The organism is Gammaproteobacteria bacterium (assembly GCA_021647245.1).
GTDB lineage: Bacteria > Pseudomonadota > Gammaproteobacteria > RBG-16-57-12 > RBG-16-57-12 > JAFLJP01.
Window position 1 is genome coordinate 29,656 of sequence record JAKIVC010000017.1, and the last position, 21,886, is coordinate 51,541.

The 21,886-nt window shown below is 50.1% G+C and carries 20 protein-coding genes; 17 read left to right on the forward strand and 3 right to left on the reverse strand.

Going from position 1 to position 21,886, the window contains the following annotated elements:
- The 9 genes from L3J94_06350 to L3J94_06390 all read left to right on the forward strand — a co-directional run bounded on the left by L3J94_06350 (position 1) and on the right by L3J94_06390 (position 10,048).
- Entirely contained in the window at positions 1-951 is a 951-nt protein-coding gene (locus tag L3J94_06350) for a GDP-L-fucose synthase (GenBank protein ID MCF6218370.1), read from the forward strand.
- A 33-nt stretch (positions 952-984) separates the two neighbouring features.
- Entirely contained in the window at positions 985-2,016 is a 1,032-nt protein-coding gene (locus tag L3J94_06355) for a thiamine pyrophosphate-dependent dehydrogenase E1 component subunit alpha (protein MCF6218371.1), read from the forward strand.
- Positions 2,017-2,030: 14 nt separating this feature from the next.
- Positions 2,031-3,068 carry an alpha-ketoacid dehydrogenase subunit beta gene (locus L3J94_06360; protein ID MCF6218372.1) on the forward strand — a complete coding sequence of 346 codons (1,038 nt, stop codon included), beginning with the start codon at positions 2,031-2,033 and terminating at the stop codon, positions 3,066-3,068.
- 19 nt (positions 3,069-3,087) lie between these two features.
- Positions 3,088-4,254, forward strand: a complete 1,167-nt coding sequence (locus L3J94_06365) for a DegT/DnrJ/EryC1/StrS family aminotransferase (GenBank protein ID MCF6218373.1) — start codon at positions 3,088-3,090, stop codon at positions 4,252-4,254.
- Complete coding sequence (locus L3J94_06370; GenBank protein ID MCF6218374.1) at positions 4,244-4,969, forward strand: NTP transferase domain-containing protein; 726 nt, start codon at positions 4,244-4,246, stop codon at positions 4,967-4,969. The genes L3J94_06365 and L3J94_06370 overlap by 11 nt, the downstream gene beginning before the upstream one ends.
- A gap of 12 nt (positions 4,970-4,981) precedes the next feature.
- The gene (locus L3J94_06375) at positions 4,982-5,920 is read left to right on the forward strand and encodes an NAD(P)-dependent oxidoreductase (GenBank protein MCF6218375.1); all 939 of its coding nucleotides are present in this window, start codon (positions 4,982-4,984) and stop codon (positions 5,918-5,920) included.
- Between the two features lie 166 nt (positions 5,921-6,086).
- On the forward strand, positions 6,087-7,466 hold the full coding sequence (locus tag L3J94_06380; protein MCF6218376.1) for a sulfotransferase domain-containing protein: 1,380 nt from the start codon (positions 6,087-6,089) through the stop codon (positions 7,464-7,466).
- Positions 7,467-7,495: 29 nt separating this feature from the next.
- Positions 7,496-8,776 (forward strand): hypothetical protein, encoded by a 1,281-nt coding sequence (locus L3J94_06385; GenBank protein MCF6218377.1) that lies wholly within the window; start codon positions 7,496-7,498, stop codon positions 8,774-8,776.
- 3 nt (positions 8,777-8,779) lie between these two features.
- Positions 8,780-10,048: a hypothetical protein gene (locus L3J94_06390; GenBank protein MCF6218378.1), complete on the forward strand. Its 1,269-nt coding sequence runs from the start codon at positions 8,780-8,782 to the stop codon at positions 10,046-10,048.
- Positions 10,049-10,059: 11 nt separating this feature from the next.
- Here L3J94_06390 and L3J94_06395 read toward each other — a convergent pair whose 3' ends face one another.
- Together L3J94_06395 and L3J94_06400 are read right to left on the reverse strand one after the other, a co-directional pair.
- On the reverse strand, positions 10,060-11,010 hold the full coding sequence (locus L3J94_06395; protein ID MCF6218379.1) for a VanZ family protein: 951 nt from the start codon (positions 11,008-11,010) through the stop codon (positions 10,060-10,062).
- 181 nt (positions 11,011-11,191) lie between these two features.
- Complete coding sequence (locus tag L3J94_06400) at positions 11,192-12,664, reverse strand: catalase (protein MCF6218380.1); 1,473 nt, start codon at positions 12,662-12,664, stop codon at positions 11,192-11,194.
- 198 nt (positions 12,665-12,862) lie between these two features.
- Between L3J94_06400 and L3J94_06405 the strand changes: the two genes are divergently transcribed.
- The 6 genes from L3J94_06405 to L3J94_06430 all read left to right on the forward strand — a co-directional run bounded on the left by L3J94_06405 (position 12,863) and on the right by L3J94_06430 (position 18,584).
- Complete coding sequence (locus tag L3J94_06405; protein MCF6218381.1) at positions 12,863-13,792, forward strand: hypothetical protein; 930 nt, start codon at positions 12,863-12,865, stop codon at positions 13,790-13,792.
- The gene (locus L3J94_06410; GenBank protein ID MCF6218382.1) at positions 13,792-14,646 is read left to right on the forward strand and encodes an N-acetylneuraminate synthase family protein; all 855 of its coding nucleotides are present in this window, start codon (positions 13,792-13,794) and stop codon (positions 14,644-14,646) included. The genes L3J94_06405 and L3J94_06410 overlap by 1 nt, the downstream gene beginning before the upstream one ends.
- A gap of 3 nt (positions 14,647-14,649) precedes the next feature.
- Positions 14,650-15,414 (forward strand): SDR family oxidoreductase, encoded by a 765-nt coding sequence (locus L3J94_06415; protein ID MCF6218383.1) that lies wholly within the window; start codon positions 14,650-14,652, stop codon positions 15,412-15,414.
- A 123-nt stretch (positions 15,415-15,537) separates the two neighbouring features.
- Positions 15,538-17,838, forward strand: coding sequence for a DUF1631 domain-containing protein (locus L3J94_06420; protein MCF6218384.1), 2,301 nt, complete (start codon positions 15,538-15,540; stop codon positions 17,836-17,838).
- A 16-nt stretch (positions 17,839-17,854) separates the two neighbouring features.
- A complete protein-coding gene (locus L3J94_06425; GenBank protein ID MCF6218385.1) occupies positions 17,855-18,250 on the forward strand; it encodes a response regulator in 396 nt (131 codons plus the stop codon).
- Positions 18,234-18,584: an Hpt domain-containing protein gene (locus L3J94_06430; protein ID MCF6218386.1), complete on the forward strand. Its 351-nt coding sequence runs from the start codon at positions 18,234-18,236 to the stop codon at positions 18,582-18,584. Before L3J94_06425 ends, L3J94_06430 begins: the two co-directional genes overlap by 17 nt.
- A 91-nt stretch (positions 18,585-18,675) precedes the next feature.
- Here the strand turns inward: L3J94_06430 and dksA are convergent, their stop codons facing one another.
- Positions 18,676-19,134, reverse strand: coding sequence for an RNA polymerase-binding protein DksA (gene dksA, locus L3J94_06435; GenBank protein MCF6218387.1), 459 nt, complete (start codon positions 19,132-19,134; stop codon positions 18,676-18,678).
- A 198-nt stretch (positions 19,135-19,332) separates the two neighbouring features.
- Here dksA and L3J94_06440 point away from each other — a divergent pair, with 198 nt between their 5' ends.
- Together L3J94_06440 and L3J94_06445 are read left to right on the forward strand one after the other, a co-directional pair.
- Entirely contained in the window at positions 19,333-20,103 is a 771-nt protein-coding gene (locus L3J94_06440) for an HAD family hydrolase (protein MCF6218388.1), read from the forward strand.
- A 219-nt stretch (positions 20,104-20,322) separates the two neighbouring features.
- Positions 20,323-21,882 (forward strand): methyl-accepting chemotaxis protein, encoded by a 1,560-nt coding sequence (locus L3J94_06445; protein ID MCF6218389.1) that lies wholly within the window; start codon positions 20,323-20,325, stop codon positions 21,880-21,882.
- The last annotated feature ends 4 nt before the right edge of the window (positions 21,883-21,886 follow it).

Here is a 21,886-nt window from a genome sequence, read left to right on the forward strand (position 1 = left end):
GTGTCTCTCGATGGCAAGCGGGTCTATATTCCGGGCCACACCGGCATGGTGGGTTCTGCGCTGGTTGAGCAGTTGGCAAAAAACCGCAATGTGACACTGCTCACAGTGCCACGCGCAGCCCTTGATTTGCGTAATCAGCAGCATGTGGATGATTTTTTCGCCCGCGAAAAGCCGCAGGTGGTGATTATGGCGGCGGGTGTGGTGGGCGGCATTATCGAAAACAGGGATTACCCCGGAGACTTTATCAGTGATAACTTAACCTTGCAGCTCAACCTGATGGTGGCCGCTCGCCGTCATGGTGTGGCGCATTTTATTTTTCTCGCCTCCTCCTGTATGTATCCACAGCAAACGCACCAGCCAATGGCGGAGTCTCAACTGCTGACGGGGCCTCTGGAGTCGACCAGCCAGGCGTATGCAGTGGCAAAGCTAGCGGGCTTGCAGATGTGTTTGGCATTTAACCGGCAAGATGGTTGCAACCGTTTTATCCCGCTGATTCCAAATACCATTTATGGCCCCAAGGATAACTTTGACCCCGCCTCAGGGCATGTTTTACCGGCTTTAATCAGCCGTTTCATACAGGCGAAACAGGACAAAAAAGAGACCATTACCCTCTGGGGCAGTGGGCGGCCGGTGCGTGAATTTATTCATGTGGATGATGTGGTGGCGGCGATTGTGTTGATATTAAAACAGCCCCCGGAGATATTGCAGCCGCCCTATAATATTGGCTATGGCGAAGGGGTGAGCATCGCCGCTCTGGCCACAAAAATTGCCGCAGTGGTTGGTTTTTCAGGCACTTTGGTGTGGGATAGCTCAAAGCCGGATGGCGCACCGGAAAAGGTGCTGGATGGCACCCGCCTACAGCAGTTGGGTTGGCAGCGCCAAATCTCCCTGGAAGAGGGGATTGTGAAGAGTGTTGCGTGGTTTCGTGAACAGCAGTTAATCGCAGGCTAAAGCCTGCCCCGATGTGTGATTAAAAGGAGATTAATGGTGATTAATTTTCCCTACCAGGGGAGTGATTTTGACAGTTGTGATGAGTTTGTTGAGCGTCATGATGCTGACTTTTTGACTCGGCTTCTTTACAGCATGTTACGCATTCGACGCATCGAAGAGGCGATTGAGGGAAAATATCATGAAGATCAGATGAAGACACCGATTCACCTAGTGATTGGTCAGGAAGCGGCTTCGGTTGGCGCGTGCAGTGCATTGAGGGAGAGTGACATCCTCTATTGCGGGCACCGCACACACGGCGCTTATCTGGCCAAGGGGGGCGACCTTAAAGGGATGTTGTCGGAGTTCTTTTGTCGGTTGAATGGTTGTGCCGGCTCCCGTGGTGGTTCTATGCATCTTCTGGATAAATCGGTAGGCATGGCCGGCTCATCGGCGATTGTGGCCGGTGCGGTGCCGATTGCTACCGGTGCGGCGTTGAGTGCGCAGCTGCGGGGAGATGATTATGTCAGCTGTGTTTTTCTGGGTGATGCGGCCACCGAAGAGGGTGCCGTTTGGGAGAGTCTCAACTTTGCGGCACTGAAAAAATTGCCGATTATCTATTTTTGCGAAAATAACTTCTTCTCGGTCTGTACGCCACTTGAGGAGAGGCAGCCAGCCGGTGTGGCTATTTATAAAAAAGCCGCCGCATTTGGTCTGCACAGTGTTCAAGTAGATGGCTCAAATGTGTTAAAGGTGAATGAGGCTGTTGCCGATGCGGTAGCCCGGGCACGACGCGGTGAAGGTCCCAGTTTTATTGAAGCCGAGGTTTACCGCTGGCGTGGACACGGCGGTGCTGGTGACGATAGCCATACCGGATACCGGGATCCGGCGGAAGTGGCTTATTGGCAGAAACATTGCCCGGTGGAGGGGTATGCTGATTTCCTGCAACAGCAAGGGGTGCTGAATGCACTGCAGCGAGCCGCCATGGAGCAGCAAATCAGCGACGAAATTAGCGAGGCATTTTTACATGCTGAGAAGAGCCCGAACCCCCGCAAAGAGGATCTCTACACCCATGCCTATTGTGATTGAAATCGAGGTAAATTATGCCCTGGGCTGAAGCATTTATTAAGTCACAACCGTCTCATACTACCGCGCCGGGCGCGGCGCGTGAGCTGAGTTATACCGAGGCGCTGAATGAAGCGCTCACCCTGGCCATGGCACTGGACCCTCATGTATTTCTATTGGGGCAGGGGGTGGATGACCCCTCCTCCATGTTTGGCGTCACTAAAGGGCTGGCCGAACAGTTTGGCTCTCCCAGAGTCTTTGATACTCCGCTTTCGGAAGAGGGGTTGACTGGCATTTGCACCGGAGCGGCTATGCACGGCTTACGGCCAGTCTACTGCCATAACCGCCCCGATTTTCTGCTATTGGCGTTTAACCAGATTGTTAACCACGCCTCGAAAATACACTATATGGATAACGGCCTGAGCCGGGTGCCGATGGTGATCTGGTCTGCTATCGGGCGCGGTTGGGGCTCCGGGGCGCAACACTCTCAAGCGATTCAGGGGCTGCTGATGAGTGTGCCGGGCTTGAAGATCGTGATGCCCAGTACGCCCTATGATGCGAAAGGGTTGATGCTGGCCGCCATTGCCGATAATAACCCGGTATTAATCTTTGAACATCGCTGGCTGATGAAGCAGCAGGGAGCGGTACCCGAAGGGATCTATAAGGTGCCGATTGGCAAAGGGGTTTACCGTGAGCGTGGCACAGACCTCTCAATTATCGGCACATCCCATGCACTGGCACTGGCACAACAGGCGCTGGCATCACTTAAAGAGCAGGGGATTAGTGCCGATGCGGTGGATCTTCGTACCCTTAAACCGCTTGATCATGAGATTATTTTGGAGTCGGTTAAAAAAACCGGTCGCGCCTTGATAGTCGATACTGGCTGGGCCATGGGAGGCGCTTGTGCCGAGATCGGCTGCGTGATTGCCGAAAACTGCCCACAAATTTTGAAAGCGCCCATTAAGCGAATCGGTCTTCCAGACCTGCCGACCCCGGCGGGCCACACCCTGGAGCAACTCTACTATCCATCAGAAGAGACAATGGTTGCGGCCATTCTCGAGCTAGTAGACAAATAACGGTATTGGAATGAGTGCGATGTTTTATGAGTTAGCGAGTAGTTCGTGGGGTGATGAAGAGTTGCAGGCGATCCAGCGGGTGATCGCCCGGGATCGCTTCACCATGGGTGATCAGGTGAAACGGTTTGAGCAGGATTTCGCCGCCAAAATGGGTACAAAACATGCTGTGATGGTCAGCTCCGGCTCCGCCGCTAATCTGGTGGGCGTTGCGGCGCTGTGTCATAAAAAAGAGCGCCCGTTACAGCGTGGAGATGAGGTGATCGTGCCAGCCATCTCTTGGGCGACCACCTACTATCCATTGCAGCAATATGGCCTTAAATTACGCTTTGTGGACGTAGAACGCGATACCCTTAATATGGATGTCAGCCAGCTAGAAGCGGCCTTGACACCTCAAACTCGTATGGTGGTCGGGGTGAGCATTCTGGGTAATCCGGCGGCACTGGATGTGATGAGAGCATTTTGTGACCAGCATAACCTCTACTTTTTTGAAGATAATTGCGAATCCATGGGGGCAACGCTGAATGGCCAAACTTGCGGCACGTTGGGTGATATTAATACCTATAGCACCTTCTTTTCTCACCATATTGCCACCATGGAAGGGGGGATGATTCTCACTGATGATCACGAGCTGTACCATCTGGCACTTTCGCTGCGTGCCCACGGCTGGGTGCGCGACCTTCCCCAAGATACGCCACTGTGTGACCGAAGTGATGATGAATTTGAGGAGGCGTATCGATTTATTCTGCCCGGGTTTAATGCCCGCCCGCTGGAGATGAGCGGCGCGATTGGTGTCGAACAGTTGAAGAAGCTGGATGGAATGCTACGGCTGCGGCGAAAAAATGCTGAGCAGTTTCAAATGCTGTTCGGTGATGATGAGCGCTTTATTTTACAGCGCGAAAATGGCGAGAGCTCCTGGTTCGCATTTACCCTGCAAATTCACCCCGAGAGCGGCTTAACCCGCGCTGGAATATTTAAAAAACTGCGTGCCGCTGATATCGGTTTTCGCATGATTACCGGCGGCAACTTCCTGCGCCATGATGTGATTAAATACTTTGACTACGATGTGGTGGGCGGCAGCACTCCCCATGCGGATCACGCCCATGATCACGGCTTCTTTGTTGGTAATCACCCCCACGATATTCAACCCCAGCTGGCGCGGCTCAGGCAGGTACTGAGTGAGTGCTGAACGGCACGTGCTCAGTGAGGCGATTATTTTGGCCGGTGGGCTGGGCAGTCGCTTAAGATCGGTCGTCTCAGATCGACCCAAACCGATGGCACTGGTCGCGGGGCGGCCTTTTCTGGAGTATCAAATTGAATACCTTATGGGGCAGGGTATTCAACGGGTAGTGCTCTCGGTGGGGTATCAAAAAGAGCAGATTATCCAGCACCTTGGCAACCGCTATGGTGATGTTGAAATTGACTATGGAATAGAAGAGTCCCCGATGGGCACCGGTGGTGGCCTGCTGCTGGCACTGCAACAGTGTGAGCAGAATGAGACGGTGCTGGTGGTGAACGGTGATACCTGGTTTCCGCTCGATCTTGCACCGATGATGCGCCTGCACCAAACGAAGCAGGCCGATGTCACCCTTGCACTTCGCCAAGGAGAGGGGGCAGGGCGTTACGGTGGCATAGATCTTGATGGGTCTCAGCGCATCGTCAACTTTTCATCACGGGGTGAATCGGGTGACTACATCAATGGCGGAGCCTATCTGATTGCAGCTGGCTGCCAGAGAGCGTGGCGGGTGCGGGGTGAACAAAAATGTTCACTGGAGATGGATCTTCTTGAGCGAGGGGTCGGCGAGGGTTTGCGCTGCTTTGGCTTTCCCAGTGAGGCCACATTTATTGATATTGGAGTGCCCGCCGATTATGCGCGGGCCGCCAACGTGATTAACCCGAAATAGAGGTGAGAGGCGATGGGGTTTAATATATTAGTGACTGGCGGTGCCGGTTATCTGGGGTCAATTCTGCTGCCGGAGCTGTTAGCGCAGGGGCATAAAGTCACCGTATTGGATAACTTTATGTTTCGCCAGAATAGCCTGGCACAGCTCTGCATCAATCCCGGTTTCACCGTGGTTAAGGGTGATGTGCGTAGCGCTGGCATCGTGAATCCACTGCTTGCGCAGGCGGATATCATCATCCCGTTGGCGGCACTGGTGGGTGCGCCGCTATGCAATAAAGATCCGGTGGGGGCAACCACAACCAACCGCGATGCTATTTTTGCGATGATGGCGCGCCTCTCACTCGAACAGCGAGTATTGATGCCCACCACCAATAGCGCCTACGGCAGTGGTGATGAGAACAACCACTGTGACGAAAACTCGCCTCTGAATCCCATCTCCCACTATGCACGGGAGAAGGTTGAGGTGGAGCAACGGCTGTTGGCACACGACAACGCCATCAGCTTTCGCCTCGCCACCGTTTTTGGCATGGCCCCCCGCATGCGTACCGATCTGCTAGTGAATGACTTTGTCTACCGCGCCGTATACGACCGAGCAGTGGTGCTGTTTGAGAGCCACTTCAAACGTAACTACATCCATGTGCGTGATGTGAGCCGGGTGTTTCTGCACGGTATCGATCATTTTGATGCCATGAAGGGTGAGATCTTTAATGTGGGACTCTCCAATGCCAATATCTCCAAGTGGGAGCTGTGTGAGGCGATTAAAAAACAGATCCCCGAATTTGTCTTTGTCGAGGCGGGTGAAGGAAAAGATCCGGATCAGCGCAACTACATCGTCTCCAATCAGAAGATTGAAAAAACAGATTTTGAGCCAACCTACTCTTTGGGTGATGGTATTACCGAGCTGATGAAAGGGTATATCATGATTAGAAACAGTTGTTATGGGAATCTATAGTCACTCGCACCAAATAGACCTTTAATAGTCGAGGCAGCTCTCGTAGAAGAGATCTCCATTGGAACCTTCTGAATAACGGGTTGAAAATCAATTGACCGGTTAAACTCGAATTTTTTATTTATGGCGGGGCAAAATGTGTGTGCCAACCGCTCCAGGTGGATAGATTATGGTTGATAAAGGTGTTAGTGCATCGCCTGAGGCAAAGAGCATGGTTGTGGGTGCTCCACGCACCGGTTTTGCACTTCTGTTGAGTATATTGGGTGAGTTGGGTAGACCCCCGTATCAGGTTGATGAGGGTGTACAGCGTTCAGTCAATATTTTATTGCCACTGCTGGGTGAGTATCTACAGCTCAAAATTATCTCTTTTCTAGAAAAGAGGTACGTGGCGGGTGACATCATCTATAACCAGACATTTCGTCAGTTGCTGGGTGGCCCTCGCTGGTTGGATGGTGAGCAAGCCTGTGTCAGAAAGTATATCGGCGTTAAAGGTGTTGGTGACTTCACACTGTTAATCTATCTGCCCAAGAAAACGCTCCATTATCACGATAGAATTCACTCTCACTATAGCCCTTCTCGCTGGGTGAATGACCCCGAGTTTTCGGATTGCATACCTTTCGCCTCAATGCGCAACCCACTGGGTGCACTCTATTCGGCTGCATTCTCAATTAATGCCATCACTGGGGAGTACATCGATCGATTCATCGGTGATGAGGGTGACTTAAGGGATAAATTTGCTCGGTTTCGTCTCACTGATATGGCGATGGTAGATGGCTTGATGTCACATGCTTGCTCATATTTGGAGGAGTTCTGTCTTGTTCGGGATGCTTTCAATCTGTTCCGTTGGGAAGATATCATTCAAAATCCGGCATTAAATATTGTTGATATTGCCCGCTGTCATGGGATCTTTCTCTCTGTTGATCAGGCTCAGAGGTTGTGGGATAAAATAGCCTATAAGAATCTGACTGGAAAACATCAGTATAATTTTAGGAAAAGTAAACGGAGGGGGGTGGTTGATGATTGGCGATATTTCCTCACAAATGAACACCTAGAACAGTTCAAGGGGCATGGTGTCGACCTGTATATGGCTGAATTTGGTTATGCGCCTATTGCCCTGTTTGATGAGCGGAACTACAGCCCATTTCAGCGTAAAATAAGTGAAGCGTTGGCAAAAGGTGAGGTGTTGACGGAGGGGTTAGAGGATCGGAATCTACAAATTTTTAACTGGAATAAATCCAATATCACAAAAACAGCTCATAATTTTGAGCGATTCCCCCGCAAGAATTTTAGTTGTATTGAACGTGCAAATTTTTCTGATAGCGATGTTTTGGAGGGGTTTTCAGAGCATATCGAAGAGGTGATGTTATTTGTAAATCACTTTATTGACGAGGTTTATGAGGCGGGTAAAGAGCAAGATGTTGATGGCTGGAGGGTACGGCTTATCAATGTTCGGAATGAATATAGAGAGCCCTTCAACGCGTTAAATAACAAGGTATTAGCTGATTTTTATTCACAACGGTTCGATCTTCTTTTTGATGCTATTTTTTAACCGATTCCATCGGGTGTAGGTGTTTTGCTATGAATAATCGATTGATTTTTGTTGAAGAGTACACAGTCGCATCGTTGCGGGGTGAAATTAGAGAACAGATGAAGCGCCTTGATAAGCCTGTGGTGCTTTTATTGCGGGGTAGTGGAGAGGTTTACTCACACCTGTTGGATGAAGTATCCGGTTGGGATGATATAACGATTTTGGTTGATGAGTGCGCATATTCTGATTTGGATCTCCTCTGCTTTGATACCACGACCTCGCTTGCGGAGGCGCTGCATACCTATATTGATAAAACGGGGAAGACTATTATTGCGCCCGTAACGGGTTCGTATTATAAAAAAAGGCCACTCTATCTGATTGGTATTCCAAAGTCGGGCACACACTTGTTGATGGCGCTTGCCAAGGTGTTTGGGTATGTAGCGCGAGGTGCTTCACCTGAAAAGCCGAAAGGGGGGGAGTGGCACTATGTGGAGCACAATAATGCTCATACGACTGCAAAAAACTTCTTTATTGAGAGCGTTTATAAGGGCGACTTTGGCTTAAGGGATCACCCCTTTATCTACTCTCCGGCACTATTCATCTATAGAAATCCTGCTGATGTCGTTATCTCCGAGGTGAGTTATTATCCTAAAAAAGGTAACAGCGCTTTTTATAACTATTTTACCGGGAAATCATTCGAAAAACGATTGTCGCTGTTGATCAATGACCCATACCTGCTGGGTACTATACGGGATCGTATTGTTCAATATATCCCTTGGTTATCATTTCCCAATGTAATTCCGGTCTCATTTGAAGAGTGTGTCGGCTCTCATCGAGGTGGTGACGACACGCTACTTTATCAATTGATCTGGTCACTTCAGTTGAAATTGCATATTCCCGGCTCACCGGTTGAGTTTGCCAGTCAACTGTTGCTCTCATCGAGTGAGACGCACTACAAGGGGTTATGTGGTCGTTATAAAGAACACTTTTCTGCAGATAACTATTGTGCGTTCAATGCGTTGCCTACTGATTTTACAGCACTTTTCGGGTATAAATGCAGCCTGAAAGCGGCCGTTTTCTCTTCGAATATTGACCGATACCGGCGACGAAGCCTAGTGGTGGACGAAGCACCAGAATGGCCGCCTATTATCAGGGATAATCAATTTCTTGATCACCGGATTATTGAGTGTCAGGGTGAGCTGTATGGCGTTCCGTTTGGAACGGCTCTGGCCGATTTGAAGAGATTATTACAGGAAGAGGACTCACCGATCGTCGCTGGACGGTATGTGGAGGAGGTCAAAGTGAAGTTAATTAAAAAATATATCGGTTAAAATATGCCAACACTCCATGTAATAGACCCACTGCTGGTTGATCAGGGTGGGCACTATTTGAGCCAGCATGTGGCGCTCTGGAACCTGTGCCAATCCAGGGGTTACCAGATGGTCAGTTATTGCTCTCTTGATTTTGACCCCTTGTTGATGCCGACCGGTGTCGAGGTGGTTGCCACTTTTGGCGGTGTTGAGCTGCCCACGCTCAACGGGCATTACTGTACTGTACTGGGTGCGAGCAATATGCAGAGTTATCAGGCGTTGCAGAGGCTTGAGCCGTCGTTATTCAAAGATGACGATATTGTGTTTCTCACCTCAATGACTGCCGAGTGTGTGGTCGCCTATGGGCAATGGCTGCGGGAGCTGATTGATAAAACAAAATGTCGGTTTGGCCTCTACGCACATATCAGCTCAGAGGTGGATGATACCCTTGCCCGCGATATTCGGCGTCATGGCCTGCCACTCAGTGATGACTCCTTTGCCGCACTGGATGAGACAGTAGTGCCCAATGAGGTGAAGCGCTCCATGTACCGCTATCTCTTTGAGAGCATTCCCGAAGGGGAGGTCGAGCGCTTTCGTATTTTCTATGAAGAGCCATTTCCAAACCGGAATTTTATCGACCTGGCGCAAAAGCCCGGTTTGCGCTTTATCTATCTGCATTCACTCTATCCGGGAGAGGATCTGGATAGTGACCATCCCACCCCATCCGGGATAACCAATATCGCCTGTTTAGGCTCGGGGGGTTTGGGAGGGAACGGTGTGAATAAAGGTCAGCACCTACTGGCAGGTATTGTCGACGGTGTTTTGCAGCAACACGACAACATCACCTTCACGGTGCAACTAGGTAATCGCTTTGCAGCAGGCAATATGACGGATATTCAGCGCCAGCAGCATGAACTTCTGGAGCCGCGTGGCAAGGTATCTATTTATAATGGATTGTTAAGTTGTCGTGAGTATTGTTCGTTAGTCGCGCAATCCGACCTGATGTTACTGCCATACAGTCCTCGTTATCGCCACATTATGTCAGGAATTTTTGATGATGCGCTCTATCTGGGGAAAATCTGCATTATTCCCCGACAGAGTAAAATGGCACTGTGGATGGATCGGCATAATCTGGATTTCCCGATGTTTGAAAAATGGGATCAAACATCGATATTAATGGCGATTGATGATGCACTGGCACGCTTGCCGTTTTATCAGCAGCAGGCACAGGCGGCACAGAAAATTCGCAGAGAGAGCTGGGCCAGAAATAACCCTATCGATGTTTTTTCATAACACTATTGTAACTACTCAGCGTATTCATCTTTTAAGCTCAACAAAACAAGGTTATCTAGGCGGATGGTTTTTAGAGGGGCGCTGTCCATGAAAAAGAAGGTTACATTAGCAATGCGCGCCATCTCCATGGCACGTTTGGCGGGCGCTTGCTTGACCTGTTGCAGGTTGATCTGAAACTGATTCCAGCCTGGCTTGAGTGGCATTTGTGTGTTGTATCGGTCGTTATAGTGTTGGCCATTTTCATGGTGTAAATTGTCGTTGATGCGAAAATAGAGCGGCCATGTTTGATCGCCACTATTGTAAATTTCAAACTGCAAAAAGGCGTAACCGCGCCAGTCACTTACCCTCGGGGTGAGAGTGAATCCTGGGTGTTTATCTGTTGAGCTGATATGAACGCGTAGCTGTTTTGATTCATGTTGGACAATCTTTAGTGGTCGTTTGCTGTCCCATCTCGATTGTTCAAAGGGGGTCTCAAAGTCGGCAATAATGGGGTGTTTGTGATGCGCAATGAGTGTGTCGGCAGTGATCGACAGCAATGGGGTTAAAGAGCAGATCAGTAACAGCGTGAGCAGCGATATCAGGCCTAACTTCATACGGCTGTTCAAGCGTAATCTGAGTTGGAAAATAGAGAGTGCCAGTAAAGAACCCAATAAGTTATTGAGTAGATCATCGACGGAAGCCTGCCGGCCTATTATTAGCTGAACGGCCTCAATAACCACACTGAGAAGCAGCGTAATCAGCAGCGCCACGGCTATGCGAGAGGTTAATGATGAGAAATGTCGTTGCAGGTAGGGTAATAGAGAGGCGGTCAGCAGGAAAAAATATCCGATATGACCCAGGTTCCAGATCGCCACCTGGTAATCATTAAACTGACCGCTGATATTGGGAGTGAAAAGCAGTATAGTTGCGATGAGTAATAAAGCTTTTGCCCAATGATGTCGCATAACTTCATAAGTGGTCATGACTGTCCTGTTCGGGTTGAACCAATAACCCTAACCCTTAGGCCTATCTGGCGGCTCCTTGTTTCCATGCTCACGCGAGGGGGCGCACGCGGCACTACTCTTTTGTACGGTATGGGTTTCCACGGAGGACCGTGGAAACCAGGAGGTAAGATTGTGCATAATTCGATAAATTATACGGGTTTTAACTTATAGCCGCCATCGCGGTTTTGACACGCTCAGCATAATCGGTATCTGCCGCTTTGATTTGCGCTAACATCTGCTCCTGTGAGTGACTACTGGCATGAATCAGTGCGCCCGCAATATTTCCCGCCAGCTGGTTTTTTTGCTCATCGGACATCAAGCGGTAGAGTGTGCCGGCTTGGGTGAAGTTATCATCTTGCTGGGTATCATGGGGTTTTACCCACGCTTCACTCTCAAGGGGAAGTGGTGGCTCTGCAACTTCAGGCTGTGGTGCGGGGGCGCCCTCAGTTATCTGGTCATTTGGGTAGAAGTTGACGCCACTGCCTTGATTATTGTCATTGCCAAAGGCGGGCGGCATACCCGCCATTGCGCCATCACGCTGATAGTGGTGAAAAGGGCAGCGAGGTGAATTGACCGGCAGTTGGTTGGCATTGGCACCGATGCGGTAGCGGTGAGCATCCGGGTAGGCCATCAGGCGTGCCTGTAGCATTTTGTCAGGTGATGCACCAAGACCGGGTACTAGATTGCCAGGGCTGAAGGCGGCCTGCTCGGTTTCGGCGAAATAGTTTTTAACATTGCGGTTTAACTCCATTTGACCGATCTCAATGAGTGGGAAATCGCTGTGTGGCCAGACTTTGGTGAGGTCAAAAGGGTTCATTTGACCGTCGCGAGCCTGTGCTTCGCTCATGACCTGCACCTTCACTGTCCAGCTGGGAAAATCACCGCGATTGATTGCATCCACTAGATCTTGTTGTGCACCGAAAGATGGCATGTTTGCCGCCTCTTCGTTGGTAAGATTTTTGATTCCCTGATTGGTTTTGAAGTGCCACTTTACCCAGATACGCTCCCCCTTGTCATTCCACATGCTCAGGGTGTGGGAGCTGAACCCGTGCATGTGCCGGTAGGAGTAGGGGATACCGCGGTCTGACATCAGAATGGTCATTTGATGCAGCGATTGCGGGGTGTTGGCCCAGAACTCGAACATTGCCGCCGGGTCAGGCAGGTTGGTGGCCGGGTTTTTTTTCTGTGAGTGAACGAAATCGGGGAACTTGATCGGGTCACGGAGAAAGAAGACCGGGGTGTTGTTGCCGACCATGTCCCAATTGCCCTCTTCGGTGTAAAACTTGATGGCAAATCCGCGGGGGTCACGGGCGTAGTCGCTGGAGTCCTGCCCCCCTCCAACCGTAGAAAAGCGCACGAAAATATCGGTTTTATTGCCTTCATTGTGTAGGAATTTTGCGATGGTGTTTTGTGACATATCCTTGCTTAGGGTGAATGTTCCATAAGCACCGGTACCGCGTGCGTGTACTACCCGCTCCGGGATACGCTCTCGATTAAAATGCGCCAGTTTTTCAAACATACGGAAATTGTCGAAAGTGAGGGGGCCATGCTCACCCGCGCTAATGCTTGTTTGGTCATTCGCAATAGGTGCACCGTTGACACTGGTTAATGGGCACTTTGGTGTTTTTTCCATATAGGACTCCGGCTGGGGATTAGGGTGAATAAAAACTATAGACTTTGGGTGAAGATTTCTCTACGGCAGATTTTTAATTAACATTAGTCGGTAGATGAGTTCATGGTAAGCTGGCGCTGCTTTTATCTGTTTTGTACTGGCTTAAATTTGGTCTGTTTTCCCAGCAGACCGTGACAATAGGTGGCGGCTACTTCTACTATGAAATTCAAATTAATATACGAAAATCACGGTCATTTCGGTATTCATGTGGGGGACTATTTTCTCTATTTGAAATACGCTCTGGAGTCGTTGGGGCACCGTGCTGATATTGAGTATGCCTTCTGCCCGGGAGAGATGAATATTGTGCTTGAGTGCTTTAACGATGCTTTCGCAGAAAAAGTAGAGTCAAACTGGACCCCAGGCACGGCAATGATTGTGGTTGCCACGGAGTTTTTGACGGGCCACACCTTTAATGATATTTACCAAGATGCCGCTGAAAACCAGCGGGCATCTGACCATAATCAGCGCCGGGATTTCTGGCAGATGCGCTACACAAATTTTATCCGTTTGATGCCCCGCTTTTCTGCCATCTGGCACGTTTCGGATGAGCAGCAGCTGGTCTATCAACAAGCGTTCCCAGATAAAGTAGTCGACTACTTGCCCCATGGCTATTGTGAGTCGTTTGCTACCGTTGAACACCGCAGTAACGCGGAGAAGGATATTGATATACTGTTTACCGGTGCGATGACCACTTACCGCCGCCAGGTGCTGGATGCGCTAGAACAAGGTGGTTTGAAGGTGCTATCAACCGTGCAGTTTACCGCCCCCTTTCATCGTGAAGATTTGATCGCCCGCAGTAAGTTAACCCTGAATATTAAACAGCACCCCGACTGGCAGCACGAGTCGGTTACACGCCTCTACTACCACATCTGTAACGACTCGCTGTTAATGACAGACCAATGTCGTTATACAACAGATCTGCACCACCATGTTATCGAGCGGGATGGGGAGTGGCTGGATACGGTACAGCGGGTGTTATCCCAGGGTGGCTTCACCGAACGGGCGGTAGCAACTCGGGAGCGCTATGCCTTAGCGCGACCAGTGGCTGCAGTGATGGATCCGCTGTTGCAGCGGGTTGAGCTGTTGTGATGCCGTTCTTTATCGCCGAAGTCTCCAGTAACCACCATGGCGACCTGCAGCGCTGTTTTCAGTTTATCGATAAAGCCGCTGAAATGGGTTGTGATGCGGTCAAGTTTCAACTGTTTAAAATCGACCAACTTTTTTCCCCTGAAGTGCTGCGAGCAAGTGAGCAGCATCGTCAGCGACGAGAGTGGGAGCTACCACTATCATTTCTGCCTGCTCTGGCGGAGCGGTGCCAGCAGCAGAGTATTCAGTTTGCCTGTACTCCTTTTTATCTACAAGCCGTTGAACAGCTGCAACCCTATGTCGATTTTTATAAAATAGCTTCCTATGAACTGCTGTGGGATGAGTTACTGGTGGCGTGTGCTGAAACAGCCAAACCGGTGGTTCTCTCCACAGGCATGGCAACGCTGGATGAGGTGAAACATGCGGTGGATCTGTTCAAGTGTAATACTCAACAGTTGAGTTTGTTGCACTGTGTTTCGGGCTACCCGACACCGATTGATCAGTGCAATTTGGCGGCGATTCAGACCCTGCGTGATTGCTGTGGTTGCCCGGTGGGTTGGTCTGATCACACGGTTTCGCCCATGGTGCTACAACGCGCTGTGCACCGTTGGGGGGCGGAAATAGTGGAGTTTCATCTCGACCTTGATACGCAAGGCGAAGAGTATGCCGCGGGGCACTGCTGGTTGCCAGAGAAGATTGCGCCACTCATCCGTGATATTCGCAGTGCCTTTACGGCGGATGGCTCGGCACGCAAGGAGCCAGCGCTGGTTGAGCAGGTTGATCGAGACTGGCGAGCAGATCCGCAGGATGGTCTGCGTCCGCTGCGCCATATTCGCAAAACATTTGGCAGGGGGTAGCCGGTGCTGGAGTCTGAAAAAAATAGAGAGCGACTGGTGATCGTAACGGGCGGAACCCGTGGCATTGGCTTAGCGATTGCGCGTCAACTGGCTGAGCAGGGTTATGCACTGGCGCTGTGGTTTCATCAGCGCAAACCGGCTGAGTCCTTGTTGGCAGAGTTGCTCTCTTGCGGTGCGACTGCCCTCTATTGTACTCAGGTCGATGTGAGTGATCGTGCCTCAGTGGTTAAGGCATTGGCGGCGCTTGAAGCGCTACCCCATGCTGTTTATGGGCTAGTGAATAATGCCGGTATCTTGCAACAAAAACCCTTTGAAAGTCTGACCGATCAAGAGTGGGATCGTCTGCTCGATATTAACCTGAAAGGCAGCTTTATCTGTGCGCAGCTGGTGTTGCCTCTTATGCGTGAAAAGGGTGCGGGTAGTATTGTTAATATCTCCTCCTCGGGTGGGCAGCTGGGGGGAACCCTGGCAGTCCATTATGCGGTGAGCAAAGCGGGTGTTATCGCACTGAGTAAATCATTGGCCCGTTTGGGCGCAGATGATCAGATTCGGGTTAATTGTGTGGCACCCGGTTTAATAGAAACCGAGATGACCCAGGCGGAAATATCATCCCCGGCAGGTATTGATAAAGTGAATCAGCTGATCCCGCTGCACCGGGTAGGCCAGCCCGATGAGATTGCCGATGCGGTGAGCTTTCTGCTCTCTGATCGCAGTCGCTATATTACCGGCCAGACCCTTAATGTGAATGGTGGGCTCTATATGGGCTAGCCGCTTTGATTACTCTATTTCACTTAATTGTGTGTGGTAATCGACACTTTCTACCCAATGCCCCTCATTGCTTACGCGTAGGGTCCGATAACCTTAAAAGTATCTATATTGGGGCATAGAGCTATGAAGGCATCAAAAAAGTCGCTGCACTTGGCAGTTGGAAAAAGTGAAGATTTACGGACACGCTCAGAGCTGCTGGTTCAGTGTCGTACTACGGCTCAGAAGCAGTTGCTAGAGCTGATGCGTAAACTGTATGACCAGCTGGATGATGCCCTGTTTGAATTTTCTCAAAAAGCAGAGACCAATACCCTTCAATCCCTCTATTTTGATGCGATGCGCGAGATCCGACTTCGTCGCGAGGCCTTTGTGATCGCCTACACCGAAAACTTTGTCGGCAATTACCAGTCCCGTTGTGACTGTATAAGTAATGAACATGTCGTATCGATTAAGGCAAACAAAGGCGAGGAATCTGAGCTTTCGCTGGTTGAGTCGGATGACCTGGAAGAGCAGATTGCCATTTCATCTTTAGTGAATAAGGTACAACACCACTTTTCACAACCGCTCTCTGAGCTGGCTCACCGCTATGCGTACTTACTCAATACAACCGAGCTTCAACCCGAAGACCTGCCCCTCTCCCCACGCATGATTACCGACTCTTTCCAGTCCGCCTGTACGGTTTTTGAGGTGCCACTTCAGGTGAAATTGATTTTGTACAAATTGCTTGATCAGCACGTTATGGGTAGCTTGCAGGGGATGTATAACGAGGTTAACAACCTGCTCATTGATAAAGGGGTGTTTCCTGATGCTATTCCTAGCCTGAATGCGATAAAAAAAGCTACCAGTAGTTCATCTAGTCCGGCTGCCGATACCTCATTTGATCAACTGTGTGGTTTGTTGAATACTGGGCAGGCTGAGGTTGGAGGGGTTGCTCACCACGGCAGCGTGGGTGGGGGTGGGTCAGCTATGGGAACCACCCAATACCTATCCGAAGATGTGATTGCCGCCTTGAGTCAACTGCAACCAAAAGGTGGGCAGGGCTTACCTTTAGATGATTCATTGCTGGATGCGCTTAAGCGCCTGCCTGATATGTTGCCGGGGAGCGCCATTGGTACCCAGGAGAGAAATGCGATTGAACTGATTGAGATGATCTTTGACTTTATCTATGAAGATAAAGAGTTGTCAGATCATCTGAAATCGACGGTTGCCCGCTTGCAGATCCCAATGTTGAAGGTGGCCATTCTTGATAAAAACTTCTTCAGTGATAAGCAGCACCCCTCCCGAGAGCTGCTAAATGAGTTTACCCAGGCATCGATTGTTGATGACAGTGCCAAGGTGGAAGAGAAAATTGAGGTGCTGGTTAATCGTATCGTAAATGAGTTTAGCGATGATTTGTCACTCTTTTCTGATGTTTTGGAGGATTTTCGTGAGTTTATGCGCAAGGAGCAGCAGGCCTACCTTGAGGCACAGCATAAGCAGCTGGAAGAGGCTGAACGCCAGGAGCAACGTGCCCGTGATATTAAGGCAGTGGACGATGCGATCGCTTCTTGCGTGCCAGAACACCCGATACCCGACTTGCTGCAAGCTTTTATGGATGAGGTGTGGCGTGAATTGATGATCAACACTTATTTGGATGAAGGGCCAGAGAGTCCCGGTTGGCATATACACCTACAGCTGACGGAGGATCTATTGTGGTCAATCACACCAAAAGTCTCAGCAGAGGAGCGTAGCTATCTGGCCAGTATGATCCCCCACCTGGTGAAAATGCTGGGTGAAAGCCTGGCTCAGACCGGTTGGGATAAAAAGAAAATTGGCGCTCTGTTTGATGAGCTGGGTGATTGTCATATCGGTGCTTTGCGTGGCGAGGGTGCGACGACTGAAACGGCGATTGCAGCGGCTGTTTCTCAACAGCACGAGCCAGTGGAGGAAATTACTGACCCACTGCATCAACATCTGCTGCGTGAACTGGAAGATGTTGAGTATGAGGAGATCATTCTTGACGAGAGTGGAATTCATAGCCAGATAAAAAATGCCGCTAATGAGAGTGATGACGAGTTTTTTGGCATGAATGGCGACCTGCCGGTACTCGACGATGAAGTTGTCGATGAGGAGAGTCGTGTTGAGAGTTCTGATTATTATGATGAGCAGGTTGCCAAAATGGAGGTCGGTGATTGGGTGGAGTTCAGTGATGATGGTGAAAATCTACTCAAGGCCCGCTTGATCTGGCGTGGCGAGGTGGATAGACAATTGATTTTTGCCAACTGGCGTCACGAAATTGTACGCCGCTGTGATGAAAAAGAGTTAGCGACGATGTTAAGAAATTGGGATGTACGCATCTTAAATACTGTGCCGATTATGGAGCGTGCGCTCAGCTCTGTAATGAGCGTGCTCTCAGACAAGAGCGCGGTAGAGGGTGATAGAGGCTAAATTTAGGAAGTAAGGTATGCGGGAGCTGAAAAGAATTTTCTATGTAGAGGATGAGCCGGACATCATGGCCGTTGCACGGCTGGTTTTGCAGGATGTGGGTGGTTTTGAGCTTGAAACAGCCGTTTGTGGGGCTGATGCACTCGAAACAATCGTAAGATTTCAGCCGGACTTGATCTTGCTGGATGTGATGATGCCGGGCATGGATGGCCCTACCACATTGCAGGCGCTGCGAAAGCTGGAGGGGTTGCAGGAGACACCGGTGCTTTTTATGACGGCAAAGGTACAGATAGAAGAGATTGAGCAGTATAAAGTGCTGGGCGCGATTGATGTTATCCCCAAGCCATTTGATCCTATGATGCTTTCAGAACAGATAGAGGCGATTTGGAGGCGGCACCATGGCAAACAACCCTGAGCTACAGGCAAAGCTTGATCTGCTATTGAACCGTTACTGCTCTCAACTCCCTAATCGACAAAAGGAGATTGATGCGCTGTGGCAATCAGTTTGCCAGCAACAGGCAATGGGCGATGAGGGGCGCGAGCTTCACCGCTTGGTTCATAGTTTGGCAGGCAGTGGTGCTTCATTTGGTTTTGCCGCGTTGAGTGAAACGGCGAAATCATTCGAATTACTATTAAAAGAGTGTTGTGATGGTGATTTAATTATGGACTCTGCAAGACAGCAGCTAATGGAGCGGGAGCGGCTGGGGCTATATGAGGCGCTTAATAAATTTGCAGAGGAGAGGGCTTAATTCTGGAGAAGAGGGGCTAACCGAACGCACACCATTCAATTGTAATAATGGTGCGCGTTGTGATTTGAGTCACCCTAAGTCTGACAGCCTCCTAGCGGCTAATATGCTTTTCCCGAATCTCATCAAGGGTTTTACAGTCAATGCAGAGATCTGCTGTAGGGCGTGCTTCGAGGCGGCGGATACCGATCTCTTCACCACAGTTATTGCAGAACCCATATTCATTATCATCCAGATGTCTAATGGAAGACTCTATTTTTTTGATAAGCCTGCGCTCGCGATCCCGGGTGCGTAGCTCCATGGTGAAATCTGACTCTTGGCTGGCGCGGTCATTCGGGTCGGGAATATTACCCGACTCATCTTGCATGTGATGGACGGTTTCGTCCACTTTTTCCATTAACTCCCGTTTCCACTCGATTAAAATACTCTGGAAATGTTTGAGTTGTCCTGGATTCATATACTCTTCGCCCTTAACGGGTTCGTAAGGTTTGAAGTTTGTATATGAGTCGGAAGGTTGTTCCGTCGTCGCTTTATTCGATTTTTCTTGAGCCATCTACTGGCCTCCTTACTACCTGCTTGAAAATATTAAGCCGCATCTATACCAGAAAAAGCAAAGGAGGTGCAATATAATTGTTATTTACTTTGATGCTTTGCTCAAACTTTGTTCACTTGCGAGGTGATGTGCTGGTTTTATGTGCAGGCGGCACCATCTCATGTAGTATCCCAGCTTTAGTTAAATCAGGTAGTGATTATGTCGACGCTAAAGGCTTTGATTTTTGATGTGGATGGCACCCTTGCCGATACTGAACGCAATGGTCATCGTGTTGCTTTTAATCTGGCATTTGACGATGCCGGTTTGGGGTGGCGCTGGTCGCCAGAGCTATATGGCAAGCTGCTGGCTGTTACGGGTGGTAAAGAGCGGATTCGCTTCTATCTTGAAAAATTCAATTTGGAGTTTATAAAGCCAGATGATTTTGATGGGTTTGTTGCGAGCCTGCACGCCGCCAAAACCCATTTTTATACCGAGCTGATGGCCCGGGGTGAAATTCCACTGCGCCCCGGAGTTGAGCGGCTAATCTCTGAAGCGCGCAAAGCGGGCTACCGTATTGCCATCTCGACGACCACGACACCAGAAAATGTCACCGCATTGGTGACCAATACGCTGGGGGCGGCGGCGCTGGATTGGTTTGAAGTGATTGGTGCCGGGGATGTCGTGCCATCGAAGAAACCAGCACCTGATATCTACGATTATGTGCTGAAAGAGATGAATCTGACACCATCCGAGGCGATCGCTTTTGAAGACTCACGTAACGGGGTGCTCTCCTCACTGGCTGCTAACTTGACCACGGTGATTACGGTGAATAGCTATACAGCGGAAGATGACTTCTCCGGTGCGGCCATTGTGCTCGATCAGATGGGTGAGCCTGATACGCCTTTTACATTGCTGGCGGGAGATGCTCATGATCAGGATTACCTGAATATTGCACTGGTAGAGGCGCTGCACCGATCTGCGCATGGCTGAGCATATTGCTCAGAATAGCCCTCTCTCGGCACCCACGCTCGCACCATACGCTCCCGCTCCGCAGCCCTTGGATTTCACAGCGCAAAGCAGCTCTCATCTCGATGCGAATCGTCAGAAATCAACCGGTCATCGTGTTTATTTTTGCCATTAGCTTTTAGAAAAAGCGGTGCTTGCCGTTACAGCTGGAAAGAACTTTGAGGCCAATGGGCAATATAGATTATGAAGAAAAATATGTCACTAACGGGGCGTGAGGTTTCATTTCCTGATACCGCCAACATTCTTTCAACAACAGATGAAAAAGGTCAGATCACTTATGTAAATAGTGATTTCATCGCCATCAGTGGTTTTGCAGAGAGTGAGTTGATTGGCAAAAGCCACAACATTGTACGCCACCCAGATATGCCTGCCGCCGCTTTTGCGGATATGTGGAGCACGCTGAAGCGGGGCAAACCCTGGATGGGGGTTGTCAAAAACCGTTGTAAGAGTGGCGACCACTATTGGGTGGATGCTTTTGTCACCCCTATTTTTGAAAATGGCCGGCTGGTTGAATATCAATCTGTGCGCGGTAAACCAAAACCGCAAAATGTAGAGCGCGCCAAGCAGGTCTATGCGCGTATTAATGAGGGGAAGTCCCCCTTTAGCAGCCATGTCCTCTCTACCCACCATAAGCTGATGATCACTCTTTTGGCTGCACTGTTACCGGCGCTGTCGGCGGCCGCCTATTTTGGCGTGCCGTTATTAACGGTTCTACTGCCAGTATTACTGCTCAGTATGTTGGTGGGTGTTGTCGGTTTTCAAATGGCAATTAATCCCCATAAAGAGGCGTTCCGGCGCGCTGCGGAGATTGTTGATAATCCGCTGATGCAATATATCTATACGGGTCGCACCGATGAAGCGGGGCAGGTTGAGCTTGCCCTGATCGTTGAAAATACACACCTTCGTGCAGTGGGCGGTCGCATGGCTGACTTTATCGATAAAATTGACAAACGCGCTGTCGATGCCGCAGCAAATATGTCGGGTGCTCAGGCACGCGCACTGGAGCAGCGCAGTGACCTGCTGCACCTTGCCCAGTTTATGGAAGAGATGGTGGAGACCATGGGTGAGGTTAATACCTCGGCGAGTACCGCATCTGATGCCTCACAGGAGTGTCAAAATAGTGCGTTGGCGGGTCGTGATGCGGTTACCCAAGTGGTCTCCTCCATTGGCGGGCTGGCTGATGAGGTTGACCAGGCTTCGAGTGTGATCGCGGCGCTGGGCGAAGCCAGCGATAACATTGGATCGGTACTCGAGGTTATTCGTGGGATTGCCGAACAGACAAATTTATTGGCGCTGAATGCGGCCATTGAGGCGGCAAGAGCGGGGGACTTGGGGCGTGGCTTTGCGGTGGTTGCCGATGAGGTGCGCACCCTGGCAACACGCACTCACAGCTCAACGCAGGAGATTCAGTCGATGATTGAGGTGTTGCAATCCCGTGCCTCTGAAGGTGTGACAGTGATGCAGAGGAGCAGGGTCTCTGCTGATAAGAGTGTTGACCAGGTTGAAGAGACGAAACGGGTACTGGAGCAGATCATCGATAGCATTACCCAGGTGACCGAGATGAATAACAGCGTCACCCAGATGGTGAGTCAGCAGCAGTGCGCTGTGGATGGTATCAACCAGAGTTTAGTGCGTGTTAATGAAGCGGCGGAAGAGAGTTCGCTGGAGTCCGAAGTTCCCGGCACGCTGTCCAGTGAAATTGGCAGTTGCAAACGGTTGATTAACGAGCTGCGGAAGTTGTAGGCCT